9 protein-coding genes and 1 other RNA gene are annotated in these 15,065 nt (G+C 64.7%); 8 read left to right on the top strand and 2 right to left on the bottom strand.

Annotated elements, in window-relative coordinates:
* Positions 1-108 precede the first annotated feature (108 nt).
* The 3 genes from J5I97_RS14980 to J5I97_RS14970 all read left to right on the top strand — a co-directional run bounded on the left by J5I97_RS14980 (position 109) and on the right by J5I97_RS14970 (position 3,227).
* Positions 109-2,112, top strand: coding sequence for an ATP-dependent DNA helicase (locus tag J5I97_RS14980; protein ID WP_208587382.1), 2,004 nt, complete (start codon positions 109-111; stop codon positions 2,110-2,112).
* Positions 2,113-2,299: 187 nt separating this feature from the next.
* A complete protein-coding gene (gene tsaB / locus J5I97_RS14975) occupies positions 2,300-3,019 on the top strand; it encodes a tRNA (adenosine(37)-N6)-threonylcarbamoyltransferase complex dimerization subunit type 1 TsaB (protein WP_208587380.1) in 720 nt (239 codons plus the stop codon).
* A 132-nt stretch (positions 3,020-3,151) separates the two neighbouring features.
* Positions 3,152-3,227: non-coding RNA, sX9 sRNA (locus tag J5I97_RS14970), on the top strand.
* 48 nt (positions 3,228-3,275) lie between these two features.
* Here the strand turns inward: J5I97_RS14970 and J5I97_RS14965 are convergent.
* Together J5I97_RS14965 and gshB are read right to left on the bottom strand one after the other, a co-directional pair.
* Complete coding sequence (locus J5I97_RS14965; protein WP_208587379.1) at positions 3,276-4,142, bottom strand: cell envelope integrity protein TolA; 867 nt, start codon at positions 4,140-4,142, stop codon at positions 3,276-3,278.
* Entirely contained in the window at positions 4,139-5,089 is a 951-nt protein-coding gene (gshB, locus tag J5I97_RS14960) for a glutathione synthase (RefSeq protein WP_208587378.1), read from the bottom strand. Before gshB ends, J5I97_RS14965 begins: the two co-directional genes overlap by 4 nt.
* 235 nt (positions 5,090-5,324) lie before the next feature.
* On the opposite strand from gshB, the gene pilG reads away from it, so the two are divergent.
* The 5 genes from pilG (at position 5,325) to J5I97_RS14935 (ending at position 15,064) form a co-directional block, all read left to right on the top strand.
* The gene (gene pilG, locus J5I97_RS14955; RefSeq protein WP_208591770.1) at positions 5,325-5,726 is read left to right on the top strand and encodes a twitching motility response regulator PilG; all 402 of its coding nucleotides are present in this window, start codon (positions 5,325-5,327) and stop codon (positions 5,724-5,726) included.
* Positions 5,727-5,743: 17 nt separating this feature from the next.
* Entirely contained in the window at positions 5,744-6,106 is a 363-nt protein-coding gene (locus J5I97_RS14950; RefSeq protein ID WP_208587377.1) for a response regulator, read from the top strand.
* Entirely contained in the window at positions 6,106-6,636 is a 531-nt protein-coding gene (locus J5I97_RS14945; protein WP_208587376.1) for a chemotaxis protein CheW, read from the top strand. Before J5I97_RS14950 ends, J5I97_RS14945 begins: the two co-directional genes overlap by 1 nt.
* Before the next feature lie 39 nt (positions 6,637-6,675).
* On the top strand, positions 6,676-8,712 hold the full coding sequence (locus tag J5I97_RS14940; RefSeq protein ID WP_208587375.1) for a methyl-accepting chemotaxis protein: 2,037 nt from the start codon (positions 6,676-6,678) through the stop codon (positions 8,710-8,712).
* 115 nt (positions 8,713-8,827) lie between these two features.
* Positions 8,828-15,064 carry an Hpt domain-containing protein gene (locus J5I97_RS14935; RefSeq protein WP_208587374.1) on the top strand — a complete coding sequence of 2,079 codons (6,237 nt, stop codon included), beginning with the start codon at positions 8,828-8,830 and terminating at the stop codon, positions 15,062-15,064.
* Position 15,065: the final 1 nt, after the last annotated feature.

Raw genomic sequence — 15,065 nt, 5'->3', positions numbered from 1 at the left:
ATACTTCCGGTCCCGGCTGCGTCCAGCCACCGGCCAGGCGCAACCAAGCCAGCATCACTGCGTACGCGCTAGGCTGTCGCGCTTCCTGTCCGCTTTTCGTTTGGTCTCATGTCCCAACTTGCCAATGCCAGCATCGAGGCGCTCAGCGAGGGCGGGGCGCTTGCGCGTCAGCTCGATGCGTTTGCGCCGCGTGCCGCGCAGTTGCGCCTGACCGGCGCCATCGCCGAGGCGTTCGAGCAGCGCGATGTGCTGTTGGCCGAGGCCGGCACTGGGACCGGCAAGACTTACGCCTATCTGGTGCCGGCGCTGCTGTCCGGACTCAAGACCATTGTCTCGACCGGCACGCGCGCGCTGCAGGATCAGCTGTTCCACCGCGATTTGCCGCGTGTGCGCGCCGCTTTGGGCGTTGGCCTGCGCAGCGCGTTGCTGAAGGGGCGCGCGAATTACCTGTGCAAATACCGCACCCAGCAGGCGCGCGGCGAGCCGCGGTTTGCAACGCCCGAACAAGTCTCGCAGTTCCAGCGCATCGTGGCCTGGAGCGGGCGCACCCAGTTCGGCGACATGGCCGAGATGGACGCTTTGCCGGACGATTCGCCGTTGCTGCCGCTGGTGACCTCTACTATCGACAATTGCCTGGGCACCGAATGCCCGTTCTACAGCGAATGCTTCGTGGTGCAGGCGCGTCAGCGCGCGCAGGCTGCCGACCTGGTGGTGGTCAATCATCATCTGCTGCTGGCCGACCTGGCCCTCAAGCAGGAAGGCTTCGGCGAGATCCTGCCCGGCGCACAGGCCTTCGTTATCGACGAAGCGCATCAGCTGCCGGAACTGGCGGCCAATTTCTTCGGCGAAAGTTTCGGCATGCGCCCGTGGCAGGAACTGGCGCGCGACTGCATGGTCGAAGCGCGCTCGGTCGCCGGTGCGCAAGCCAGTTTGCAGGAACCGATCCTGGCGTTGGACGAAGCCTTGCGTGGCCTGCGCGCCGGTATGGAAGGCCTGCCGCCACGCGGCACGCAGTGGCGTGCGCTGGCCAAGCCGCAGGTGCGCGAAGGTTTCGATGCGGTGCTGTCGTCGCTGGCGCGGTTGGGCGAAGCCTTGCTGCCGTTGCGCGAGACTTCGCCGGGTTTCGATGGCTGCACTGCACGCGCGCAAGAAGCGCTGGCGCGCTTGTCGCGTTGGCTGGGCGAAGACGCGCCGGTGCTGGATTTCGAGCAGGAGTTGCCGGATACCGTCGTGGAGAACGATGTGCTCTGGTACGAGCTCAGTCCGCGCGGATTCCGCTGCCAGCGCACGCCACTGGATGTGTCCGGCCCGCTACGCGAGCATCGCGAAAAATCGCAGGCGGCGTGGGTGTTCACCTCGGCCACGTTGGCGGTAGGTGGCGAGTTCGATCACATTGCGCTGCGCCTGGGTTTGACCGATCCGGTGACGTTGCTGCAACCCAGCCCCTTCGATTGGGCGCGTCAAGCTTTGTGCTATCTGCCGCCGAATCTGCCGGATCCGGCAGCGCGCGGCTTCGGCACGGCGTTGATCGCGGTATTGACGCCGGTGCTGGAGGCCTCTAACGGCCGAGCGTTTTTGCTGTTTGCCTCGCACCGCGCGCTGCGCGAAGCCGCCGAAGCGTTGCGTGGCGCGCGGTGGCCCTTGTTCGTGCAGGGCCAAGCGCCGCGCGCGAGCTTGCTGCAACGCTTTCGCGATTCCGGCAACGGCGTACTGCTGGGCTCGGCCAGCTTCCGCGAGGGTGTGGACGTGGTCGGCGATGCCTTGAGCGTGGTGGTGATCGACAAATTGCCGTTTGCCGCCCCCGACGACCCGGTGTTTGAAGCACGCCTGGATGCGATTCGCCGCGAGGGCGGCAATCCGTTCCGCGACGAACAATTGCCGCAGGCAGTGATCGCACTCAAACAGGGCGTGGGCCGGTTGATCCGCAGCGAGAACGATCGCGGCGTGCTGGTGCTGTGCGATCCGCGGTTGGTGAATAAAGGCTATGGCCGTACCTTCATGAACTCGCTGCCGCCATTTGCGCGTACCCGCGAGATCGGCGAGGTGCGTGCGTTTTTTGGTCCTAGTACGCAGAGCCCAGGACCGCAGACCCAGAACCCAGGACCGGAGTAAGCGTTGGTCAGCGTGTTGTCGCGGTATCGGGCGCGCGCAGTGGTCAGCGCTCCAGCGCGCCGAGCCAATGCATTAAAATTTTCGTCACTTTCGGGTTCTGGTTCCCCATGAAACTGCTCATCTTCACGATTTCACGCCTTGCGCCTTTCCGAGTCTCCGGCCCCGGGTTCCGGGGCCCGGCTCTCCAGTGAAAGTCCTTGCGTTCGAGACCTCCACCGAAGCCTGTTCCGTTGCGCTGCACGTGGATGGTCGCGTGATCGAGCACTTCGAACTGGCGCCGCGCCGTCATGCCGAACTGGCACTGCCGTGGGCAGAACAGCTACTGGCCGATGCAGGCATCGCACGCCGCCAGCTCGATGCGATTGCCGTCGGTCGTGGCCCAGGCGCCTTTACCGGCGTGCGTCTGGGGATCGGCATCGCGCAAGGCATTGCGCTGGGCCTGGACCTGCCGGTGCTGGCGGTCTCCACCCTGCAGGTGCTGGCATTGCGCGCGCCTGACGATGCGACGCACGTACTGGCCTGCATCGATGCGCGCATGGGTGAGGTGTATGCCGGTGTCTTCGAACGCCGCGGCGAGTGGTTGCGGGAATCAGGGCCGGAAGTCGTATGCGCGCCGGACGCGTTCGTCCCGCCCGATGCCGCGCAGCGCTTCGCCGGTGTCGGCACCGGATTGGCCGCTGCCGATGCACTCCTGCAACAGCAGTTTGCAAGGCAGCTGAGCAGCGTCGACGCAGCCGCGCTGCCGCATGCGGCCGATCTACTTACACTCGCGGTGCCAGCGCTGTTGCGCGGGGAAGGCGTGGCGCCGGAGCGGGTCGAACCGGCCTATCTGCGCAACAACGTTGCACTGACCCTGGCCGAACAACAGGCCGCACGCGCAGCGAAGGCGACCGGCGTTGCACCATAGTGGCATGGTGTGTTGTGGACATCAGTCGGCGCGGATGCTGCAGTGATTCGTCGCCGGCTTGCGCAATCAAGAGCGGCTCACAAAACGACTGCGCTCAGCGCCAGGCGGGCGCGGCCGGTGCTCGGAATCGGCATGCACCACGCGTACGCTCCGGTTCCTGAGCGCCGTCCGCACCCACCTGACGACTGCTCGCTACGGTTTGTGAGCCGCTCTAAATGCCGCAGGCCGCTAGACGCACATCGATCGAACACCAACCTCAACGATCGTCGCGCAGCTCGCCACCGGGCAAGAACAGCCAGGTACGTGTGACCTGCAGAATATCCACGTCGTCCTTGGTCTTGGGCAGCGGCGGGAACGGCTGTGCCAGCTGCACCACGCGCAGCGCTGCCGCATCCAGGGTTGGGGTGCCGCTGGAGACTAGCACGCTGCTGTTTTCCACACTGCCATCGCGGCGCACGCCTACGCTGATCACCACCTCGCCGCCGAGCCGGCGGCGACGCGCTTCATCCGGGTAATTGAGATTGCCGACGCGCTCGGCGCGATCCACCCAGGCACGCAGATAGTTGGCATACGCGTATTCGCGCGTGCTGGCTGAGACGAACTTGCGGTTCGGGCGCTTGGCGTATTGCTCCGAGCGCAGATGCACTTCCGCCGCAAGCCGGGCCATTTCCGCAGCGCGTTGCGCATTGTTGGGCGAGAGCGGGCCGGTCTGCGGATTCGGTTGCGGTGTCGGCACGCTTTGCTCGCCGCGACGACTGCTTACCACGCGAGCCTGCGTGGGCTCCGATGCCTGCACGCTGGTCGCGCGCTGCGCTCGCGGCGCCAGGCCTGTACGGTTCAGCGGCACCACGCCGGGTTGACTGTCGCGCGGGTGATGCGCGGTGTCGTGATCGCCGCCGCCTTGCTGATTGGCCTGGGCCAGAAAGTCTGCCTGCTTGGGCGTCAGCGGGGTGCTGGTCTGGCTGAAGATCACATCCAGCGTCGGCACCAACGGCGCGTCTTCGTTGACCGCAAAACCGACGCCCAGAATCAGCGCGCCGTGCAGCAGCAGCGAGATCACCAGCATGGCGGTCAGCCGCCGGCGGTCGTCCATGGCAACTGGCAGCGCCGCGACCACCGTCATTGCGCAGCGCCGGCCTCGATCGCGTCCAACAGCAGCCCGGCTATATTCAAACCGAACTGCGCATCCAGCTCGCGCACGCAGGTGGGGCTGGTCACGTTGACTTCGGTCAGGTAATCACCGATCACATCCAGGCCGACAAAACGCATGCCGCGTCGGCGCATTTCCGGGCCGACTTGCGCAGCGATCCAACGGTCGCGTTCGGACAATGGCCGGCCTTCGCCACGTCCGCCGGCAGCTAGGTTGCCGCGAAATTCATCGCCCTGCGGAATCCGTGCCAGGCAGTAGTCCACCGGAACGCCATCCACCAGCAGGATGCGTTTGTCGCCGGCACTGATGTCGGGGATGAAGCGCTGCGCCAGGGTCAGCTTGCGACTGCCGTCGGTCAGCGTTTCCAGGATCACGTTGAGGTTGGGGTCGCCGGTGCCGCTGCGGAAGATCGAGCGCCCGCCCATGCCGTCCAGCGGCTTGAGCACCGCCTGTCCCTGTTCCAGTACGAAGGCTTTCAACGCGGCAGCATCGCGGCTGACCAGCGTCGGCGGGCAGCATTGCGGGAACAGCAACGCAGCCAGCTTCTCGTTGTAATCGCGCAGACCCTGCGGGTCGTTGACCACCTGCGCGCCGGCACGCTGCGCGACGCTGAGTATCTGGGTGTCGTAGACGAACTCCGCATCCACTGGCGGGTCCTTGCGCATCAGCACCACCTGGCCGTGTCCGAACGCCAGCTCGGTAAACTCGCCCAGCGTGCACCAGCTGGTCTTGTCCTCGCGCACTGTCAATGGCGCGACCTGCGCCACCGCGCATCCTTCGCGCAAGCCGAGCCCGCCGGGACGTACGTAATGCAAATGGTGGCCTCGGCGCTGGGCTTCCAGCAGCATGGCGAAGGTGGTGTCTTTGGCGATCTTGATGGAGGCGATGGGATCCATCACCACAACGACGTCGAGCGACATTGGGCTAACCCTTTCGAACAAGTTGCCGATGGTAACTTCAAGCGGTGGGTGACGGGGCGCCCGGCGGGTCGCAGTGCGCGACTTGCCGGGCGGGATGCAGTCAGACGCGGTCGCAACGTCCGCCTGGCGGGGGCCCGGCAATGCGCCCTTGACAGTCAATGCGGATCTTGGGATATAGATGCAGTTTGGTAGCGACGTCGAAGGGGTGACGCGTCGCGCGCCCGGGGATATTCGCATGAGTGAAAACATTGCTGCGGGTAGGGAACTCGCAGGACTGAAGGTGATGGTGATCGATGATTCGAAAACCATTCGCCGCACCGCCGAAACGCTGCTCAAGCGAGAAGGATGTGAAGTAGTGACAGCGACGGATGGTTTCGAGGCACTGGCCAAAATTGCGGACCGGCACCCTCAGATCATTTTTGTCGACATCATGATGCCGCGTTTGGATGGGTACCAGACCTGCGCGTTGATCAAGGGCAATCAGCTCTTCAAGTCGACGCCGGTGATCATGTTGTCGTCAAAGGATGGATTGTTCGACAAGGCACGCGGCCGCATCGTCGGCTCCGAGCAATATCTGACCAAGCCATTCACCCGTGAAGAACTACTGAGCGTGATTCGCACGTACGTCCACGCCTGACCAGAGGGAAAGGCAATATGGCTCGAATTATATTGATCGAGGACTCGCCTACCGACCGGGCAGTCTTCAGTCAATGGCTGGAAAAAGCAGGCCATACGGTCGTCGCCACCGACAATGCCGAAGAGGGACTTGAGCTGGTTCGCAGCCAGACGCCCGATTTGGTGCTGATGGACGTGGTGTTGCCCGGCATGAGTGGCTTCCAGGCAACGCGTGCACTCGCACGCGACCAGGCTACGAAGGGCATCCCCGTGCTGCTGGTCAGCAGCAAGGGCATGGAAACCGACAGGGCCTGGGGTTTGCGACAAGGTGCCAGCGACTACATCGTCAAGCCGCCGCGCGAAGACGATCTGATCGCCCGCATCAAACAACTGGTGCGTTGATGCGTTCTCCATTCGATATTCTTGAAGATTATGAGCGTCGCAGTCTTGCGCACGCCACGCCGCTGCCGGAACGCCAGTTCTCGGCCGATATCTGGCGTGGCGTCGGTTATCGCGTCGGTACCCGGCGATTGGTGTCTGATTTCCGCGAAGTTGCGGAAATCGTGCCGATGCCGCCGGTCACGCCAGTGCCGGGCGCACAGCCCTGGCTGCTGGGCGTGGGCAACCTGCGCGGCAATCTGTTCCCGGTGATCGATCTGAAGCAGTTCCTGGAGGGCCGGCGTACGTTGCTGCAGGAAGGCCAGCGTGTGCTGATCATGCGGCAGAGCGGCGGCGACGTCGCTCTGACCATCGATGAGCTGTACGGTCAGCGCAGTTTTGAGCAGGTCCAGGCGGTTGAACCCGGCGAGTTGGCGCAAGGGCGCTACGCCCACTTCATCGACCGTGCCTTCCGCAACGAGACGCAGGACTGGGGTGTGTTTTCCCTGGCGTTGCTGTCGCGCACTCCTGAATTCCGGCAGGCCGCGGCCTAAGCTGCGACCCCGCCACGTCATACAGATCGAGGTCGAACCATGAGTAACGCCCCAGACGCCCGCAAGACCAATAAGCTTGGCAGCGTCAGTACCAGCTTCTGGCTTGGCTTGCTGGTGTTGTCGATGATCGTGTTCGGCGCCAACACCGGCGTCGCTACCTGGCAGGGCAGTCGCCTTGCCGGTGCCGGCACTGGCGCGGCCGATCTGCAGGTGCTCTCCCAGCAGCTGGCCAACCAGGCCCGCGAAGCGATTTCCGGTGACGCCAAGGCGTTTGCCACCTTCAAGGCGACCAAGAGCCGCATCGACAGCACGGTCAGCGAACTGGATGGCCGCTACGGCCAGGAAGGTTCGGTGGCCAGCGCGATGGCGCAGCTCAAGGCGACCTGGGTGCCGCTCAGCAAGAGCGCCGATCAGGTCATCGCCAGCGCACCGGCGGTGCTCGGTCTGGCCAGCAACGCCGAACGCTTCTCCGCAAGCGTGCCGCAGTTGCAGGCGCAGTTAAACGAAGTGGTGCACGCAATGACGGTCAGCGGCGCGCCTTCCTCGCAGATCTACAACACGCTGCAGCAGGTCGTGGTCGCCAGCACCATGGCGCTCCGGGTGACTGAAATGCGCGCCGGTGGCGCCGATGCGGTCGCCTCCGGCGACGCGCTGGCACGCGACTCGGTGGTGTTCACGCAGATGCTGGAAGGTTTGCGCGTAGGCAACGACGAACTCGGTATCGCCGCGGTGCGCAACCCGGCCGCGCTGTCGGCGCTAGAGCAGTCGCAGGCGCAGTGGACGACGATGAAGCAAGACGTCGACGCCATCCTCGCCAGCTCGCGCAATCTGTTCGCCGCGCAGTCCTCGGCCGCAGCGTTGACCGCCGGCTCCAACAAGATGCTCGACGACAGCAAGAAGCTGTTCGATGCATTCTCGGCGTTCGGTTCGGTTCGCGACACGCGCCTGTTTCCGAACTTCTGGTTGGGCGTGGTGTCCGGCCTGGTGGCCCTGCTGGCCATCGTGGGTTTCGTCTGGAGCTGGGTGCGGGTGCGTTCGCGCGAGCAGGACGTACGCTACCAGGCGCAGGTGGAATTCAACAGCCGCAACCAGCAGGCGATTATGCGGTTGTTGGACGAAATCAGCTCGCTAGGTGAGGGCGACCTGACCGTCAAGGCATCGGTGACCGAGGACATGACCGGCGCGATCGCCGATGCCATCAACTACGCCGTGGACGAACTGCGCCACTTGGTGACCACGATCAACGACACCTCGGCGAAAGTTGCCGTGTCGACGCAGGAAACCCGGGCCACCGCGATGCAGCTGGCCGAAGCGGCCGGCCAGCAGGCCAATCAGATCAACACCGCTTCCGAGCGCATCAACGAAATCGCCGCCAGCATCGAACAAGTGTCGCGCAACTCCACCGAGTCGGCCGAAGTGGCGCAGCGCTCTGTGGTCATCGCCGCCGAAGGTGCCGGCGTGGTGCGCGAGACGATTCAGGGCATGGACCAGATCCGCGACCAGATCCAGGAAACCTCCAAGCGCATCAAGCGGCTGGGCGAATCCTCGCAGGAGATCGGCTCGATCGTGGAGCTGATCAACGACATTTCCGAGCAGACCAACATTCTGGCGCTTAACGCTGCGGTGCAGGCCGCCTCGGCGGGCGAGGCAGGTCGCGGTTTCGCCGTGGTGGCCGACGAAGTGCAGCGTTTGGCAGAACGCACCTCCAGTGCGACCCGACGCATCGAAGGTCTGGTCCAGACCATTCAGGCCGATACCAACGAAGCGGTCAGCTCGATGGAGCAGACCACGTCCGAAGTGGTGTCCGGTGCGCGTCTGGCCGAAGAAGCCGGTACCGCGCTGACCGAAATCGAGCGCGTGTCCAACGCTTTGAACAACCTGATCAAGAACATTTCCATCGCCGCGCACCAGCAGTCGGCCGCAGCGACGGATATCACACAGACCATGGGCGTGATCCGTCAGATCACCAGCCAGACATCGCAGGGTGCCGAGCAGACGGCCGAGTCGATCGGCAACCTTGCCGAGCTCGCTGCCGATCTGCGCCGTTCGGTCGCCGACTTCAAGCTGCCGGCGTGACCACGACGCGGAACGGGAAAGGATCACACCAGATGGCGCCTAGTAGCGTTACGTCGATGCAGGAAGTGACCGGTTGCCGCGCTGGCGGCAAGTCGGTCGTCGTCAGGGGGCTGCGATGAGCGCGCTTCGCGATGCGATGAGTCATGCCGCACTAGGCTGGGTCAAGCCGGAGCTGGACGAGACGTTGCGCCAGGCGCGCAACGAGATCGAATACTTCGCCGAAGAACCGTCCGATACCAGTCGGATGCGGTTCTGCGTCGGCTATCTGCACCAGGTGCAGGGCACGCTGCGCATGGTCGAGTTGTACGCGCCAGCGATGGTGGCCGAGGAACTTGAGCTGCTCGCCCAGGCCGTGCAGGTCGGTGAAGTAGCCGACCGCGATGAAGCCTGCGCCATGCTGATGCGCGGTACCGTGCTGCTGCCCGATTATCTGGAGCGCTTGCAGAATGGTCATCGCGATATTCCGATCGTGCTGCTGCCGCTGCTCAATGAAATCCGCGCCACGCGTGGCCAGCCGGGTCTCAACGAGAGCGTGTTGTTCGCGTTCGACCCGCAGGCCGGTGTCGCCACCGAGGCCGAGCTGAATCACGCCCGCGGCAGTTTGAGCGGACGCAATCGCCAATTGCTCGACACCGTCGGCAATGCGGTCAAGGAAGAATTGCTGCGGGTCAAAGATGCGCTGGATTTGCACCTGCGCACCGGCGGCGACATCGCCGAGCTGCAGACCCAGGTCAAGGATCTTGGCAGCGTTGCCGACACGCTGGGCATGATGGGCCTGGGCGTTGCACGTAACGTCGTCGTGCAGCAGCGCGATGCGCTGGCGCGCGTGGTCGGTGGCCAGATGCAGATGGACGAAGGCGTGCTGCTGGATATCGCCGGCGCGCTGCTGTACGTCGATGCCGCGCTGGACGACCAGGTCGCCAGTCTTGGCGCCGATGTCGGCGATGGCAACGAAGCCAGCAGCAGCGCGGATTCGGCGCACATGCGACGCACGGTGGACGTGCTGGCGCGGGAAGCGATCGCCAACTTCGGCGCGGCGCGCGAGCATTTCGTCGCCTTCATAGAAACCAATTGGGATCACGCCCGTCTGAGCGATGTGCCGCATTTGCTCGGCGAAGTCGGTGGTGCTTTGCGCATACTCGAACTGCCGCAGGCCGCCGATTATCTGGAAGGTGTGCGTCGTTACGTCGATCTGGAACTGATCGGCAAGCAGCGCGTGCCCAGCGGGCGCCAGCTGGATACCTTGGCCGATGCGATGGCCAGCCTTGAGTACTACCTGGAAGCCCTGCGCGAACGCCGTCCTGGCCGCGAAGAGATTCTTGACATCACACGTAACAGCCTGGAAACGCTGCGTTACTGGCCGTTGCCGTCGGGCCGGTCGTCCGAATTGCCGGTCGGTGCCGACCAGCCGGATACCGTGGTCGAACCGCAGCCGGTTGCCGGCTCGCTCGTCCAGTACGCCTCCCCGCCGGGGGCTGCGGTCAACGATGCTGCGCCCACGCCATCGCTGCAATGGGCCAACCAAACCCTGGTCGAGGCACCGTTCGCTGCCAGCGTGGTGCACGACACCGGCGGCGCCGCCGCCGATACGGTGTTTTCTTTCGACCCGGTCGCCGCTGAAGAAACCGTGTCCGGTCAGGCGCACGTGCCGTTCACGGTTGCGCCGCTGGACCTGTCCGACGACGGTGCGCAAGCGCCAGGCGACTGGCAGCTGAAAACTACCGGGCAGGCTGCACCGTTCGCCACCTCCGCGTTCGACCCGGTGTCGGCCGAGCAGGACGGCAACGTGCCGGCAGATGCCGCGCAGGTCAGCTATAGCGTGGATCTGAGTGCGCTGGAGCAGGACGAAATGGCAACGCCGGTTGCCGCCGATGAGGCGCCGTTGCAGATCGAACGGATCGATGTGCCTGGCGATGCGAATCAGACTGAAGTTCCGTTGGACTTCATCGCCGAGACCGCAATCGGCCATGCACAGACCGGCATCGAAGATGCCTTTTCGCCACCGTCGTTGCCGCCCATTTCGTCGCAGGAACTGGACGACCCGTTCGTCGAATCCGCGCTTGAGCCGCAGCATGCGCTTGCCGAAGAAGCCCCCGAACAGAGCACGCCGCGCGTACAGCAGGCCGTGGTCGGCGCGTTCGAACTGGATGACGCATCGGCTGCGTTCCTGGCGCAGCTAGACGCTGCCGCTGCGCAGTTTGATGTGGAACGTCCGCCAGCGCCGCTGACGACTGATGCCGATGCCGAGTCTGCGCAGGCAGCGCCCGTGCAAGCAGCAAGCGAGCCTGCTCCAGCCAGTGCCGCTGCCGGCATCTTTGGAGGTTTCGGCGACAGCGATATCGACGACGATATTCGTGACGTCTTCCTCGAAGAATTCGACGAAGAACTGGTCAACCTTGGGCAACTGCTGCCGGTATGGCGTGCCTCCCCGAACAGCCCGGAAAAACTGCGTTCGATCCGCCGTGTCTTCCATACCTTGAAGGGCAGTGGTCGTCTGGTTGGCGCCCATGTGCTGGGCGAGTTCAGCTGGAAGATCGAGAGCATGCTCAACCGCGTGCTCGACAACTCGCGGTCGGCCAGTCCGGCGGTGGTGGCGGCGGTCGAGCTGGCCTATGAGGTGTTGCCGCAGTTCACTGCCGCGCTGCGCGACCAGAGCCGCATCAGCGCCGATCTGCCGGAAATCCAGGCAGTTGCCGAGCGCGTTGCCGCGGGCGAAGAAATCTACTACGTGCCTGCAACCGCGACACCGGTGTGCGCAGATGCGGCCGTCATGCCGGCTGCCATTCCGGCTGCCGCCGGCATGTTCGCTGCCAGTGGCGGGACGCCTGCATCGGTCGACAGCGTGCTGCGCGAGATTCTGGAAGCCGAAGTTGCAGCGCATCTGGACACTGTCAATGCCTGGTTGCAGGCCACCCAGGCCGAACCGCAGTTGGCCACCGAAGAATTGCTGCGCGCCGTGCACACGATGAGTGGCGCGTTCGCGATGACCGACGTGCCGGAAATCACCCTGGTGACCACGCCAGCGGAAAGTTACCTCAAGCGTCTGCTTGCCGCATCGGTAACGCCGTCTGCGGAAGGTGTCGAAGCGATCGCGGCAACCGCCGCTGCGATCGTTACGACCGTGACCGCATTGCGCGCCGATGTGCCCATGATTCCGTCGTTCGCAGCATTGACGGAGCGCTTGCGCGCGTTGGTGGATACGTTGCCGAAAGCGCAGTGGCCGCCACAGGTATTGCCGGACGAACTGGACGATCTCGACACGCCCAGCGATGCTGCAGTCGGCAACAACGCGGCGATCGAACTGACCGGCGCGCAGGATCGATCGCCGTATCTCGATGCGAGCGCACAGCTGTCCGATGCCGCCGTGCCGACGCATGGTGCCGACCAAGCACAGCCGCAGCATGCCGAGGCGCCGTCGGCCGAAGATGCGCAAGTGGCGATGACTGAAGACTGGACGCCGGAAACCGCGGCGCTGGACAGCGTATCGACCGATCAGGACGGCCATTCGGGCGACCAACGAGCCGAGCACGCAGACGCGGCTGCTTCGTACGAGCACGCTGCTGTGGCCGCGCAGGAGCAGCCTGCCGACGAGCAGGCCCATTCGGGCAAGCAAGCGCAGTCGGACGGGCGATCGCACGAACATGCGGTGGAAGCCGAGCCAACCGACGCCGAGCACACCGCCGAGGCACTGCCTGACGACACCATCGAGTCGGTACGGGCGTTCGAGATGGCGCAGGTGGCCGATCAGGTCGAAAAGACTGGCGATCGGCAGTCTGAAACCGCGGCGCAGCTGCATGCCGAGACGGGTGTCGCTACCGGCGCCGACGCACAGCACAGCGACGCACACGCATCGCTCGAAGCGACTGCGGCGACAGATCAAGTCGAACACGCCGAGCACATTCGACAGAGCGAGCCCGCCACCGAACACCAAGACACCACCGCCGCAGCCTTCAGCGCACCAGTTGAAGAAGCTGCACCGGCCGACACCACTGCCAACGATGCTGGCGCAGCATTCGATACCGGCCCGCTCAACTTCGACCAGCTCGATGGCGAACTCGTCGACATCTTCGTCGAGGAAGGCCGCGATCTGTTGGACCATTGCGATGGTCTGATCGCCCGCATGCGCGAAGTGCAGGACGACCGCGATGTCCTGAACGGGCTGCAACGCGATCTGCACACGCTCAAGGGCGGCGCGCGCATGGCAGGCATCAATGCCATCGGCGATCTCGGCCATGCGATCGAATCGCTGCTCGAAGCCGTGGCGGCCAACCGTACCGACATCGATCGTGATGATGTGCGCTTGTTCGAGCGCGGCTTCGATCGTCTGCACCAGTTGCTGACCCGCACCGGCATGCACCGCGCCGTGGCGATGCCGACCGACCTGGTGGAAGCTTTCGAAACCCGCACCCGTGGCCGCAATGCGGCCCCGCCCAGCGATGCCGATGTGCGTGCAATCGCCAAGGCGTCGGTGGAACCGGCACCGTTGTCCGCACCGATTCCGGTCGAGGGTCAGACCGAAGAAGACGTCCTGCCGCGCGTGCAGCAGCAACAGGTGCGCGTGCGCGCCGACCTGCTGGACCGCCTGGTCAACCACGCTGGCGAAGTGGCGATCTACCGCTCGCGCCTGGAACAGCAGTTGGGCGCATTCCGTGGCGCCATGGGCGAACTGGATCGCACCAACGCCCGTCTGCGCGACCAATTGCGGCGTCTGGATCTGGAAACCGAAGCGCAGATCGTCGCGCGTTATCAGCGCGAGCAGGACCAGGGCGATCGTACCTTCGATCCGCTGGAACTGGACCGCTTCTCCACCCTGCAGCAGCTCAGCCGCGCGCTGAACGAATCGGCCGCCGACTTGAGCGGCCTGCAAGGGGTGCTGGAAAATCTCTCGCGTCAGTACGACGGCCTTTTGCAACAGCAGTCGCGCGTCAGTTCCGAGCTGCAGGACGGCCTGCTGCGTACGCGCATGGTGCCGTTCGATGGGCTGGTGCCGCGTCTGCGCCGTGTGGTGCGCCAGGCGGCCAGCGACACCGGCAAGCAAGTGCATCTGCTGCTGGAAGGCACCCAGGGTGAACTCGATCGCAACGTGTTGGATCGCATGATTGCGCCGTTGGAACACATGCTGCGCAACTCGGTAGCGCATGGCCTGGAAACGCCGGAGCAACGGCGTAGCGCAGGCAAGCCGGAAGAAGGCAGCATCGCGATCCGTCTGCGCCGCGAAGGCTCGGAAATCGTGCTGGAAGTGGCCGACGACGGCGCCGGGCTGGACCGCGAGGCGATCCGTCGCCGCGGCGAACAGCGCGGCCTGATCGAACCCGGCCAGGCGCTTGGCGATGCCGAGCTGGATAGCCTGATTTTCGCTTCCGGTTTCAGCACCTCCGAGCAGGTCAGCCAGCTGTCCGGCCGTGGCGTGGGCATGGACGTGGTGGGCAACGAAGTGCGTCAGCTCGGCGGCTCGGTGGATATCCGCTCGGTGCACGGCCAGGGCGTCACCTTCACCCTGCGCCTGCCGCAGACGCTGGCGGTCACCCAGGCGGTGTTCGTACGCATCGGCGGCACCATGTTCGCGGTGCCGGTGGGTTCGGTCAGCGGTATCGGCCACATCTCGCGTATCCGTTACGAGTCCGGCCAGGGCGGTTACCACTACGCTGGCGAGGAATACGTGCTGCACGACCTCGGCTCGCTGGTCGGCCAGGCCGGGGCCAGTGCCGATGGTCAGGCGCAGGTGCCGTTGTTGCTGGTACGTGCGGGCGATCTGCGCGCCGCCGTGGCGATCGACCAGGTGCTGGGCAACCGCGAAATCGTGGTCAAGCCGGTGGGCCTGCAGATCGCCTCGGTGCCGGGCATCTACGGCGCTACCATCACCGGCGATGGTAGCGTGGTGGTGATCCTGGACATCGCCCCACTGGTGCGTCGTTACCTCGCACAGCCCGCGCGTCCGGCCCTGGAAACCAAGGCCCAATCGCAGCGCCAGGTGCCATTGGTGATGGTGGTCGACGACTCGCTGACCATGCGCAAGGTCACCAGCCGCGTGCTGGAACGCCATAACCTGGACATCACCACCGCACGCGATGGTGTCGAGGCAATGAAATTGCTCGAAGAACGCGTGCCCGACCTGATGCTGCTGGATATCGAAATGCCGCGCATGGACGGCTACGAACTGGCGACCGCGATGCGTGCCGACCCGCGTTTCAAGGCGGTGCCGATCATGATGATCACCTCGCGCAGTGGCGAGAAGCATCGCCAGCGTGCCTTCGAGATCGGCGTGCAGCGTTACCTGGGCAAGCCTTACCAAGAGTTGGATCTGATGCGAAACGTGTACGACCTGCTGGGGATCGCCCGTGTCCGAGAATAAT

This window comes from Xanthomonas fragariae, assembly GCF_017603965.1.
Classification (GTDB): Bacteria; Pseudomonadota; Gammaproteobacteria; order Xanthomonadales; family Xanthomonadaceae; genus Xanthomonas; species Xanthomonas fragariae_A.
The sequence above is the reverse complement of the archived record's forward strand: the minus strand, read 5'-3'. Positions and strand labels throughout refer to the sequence as shown.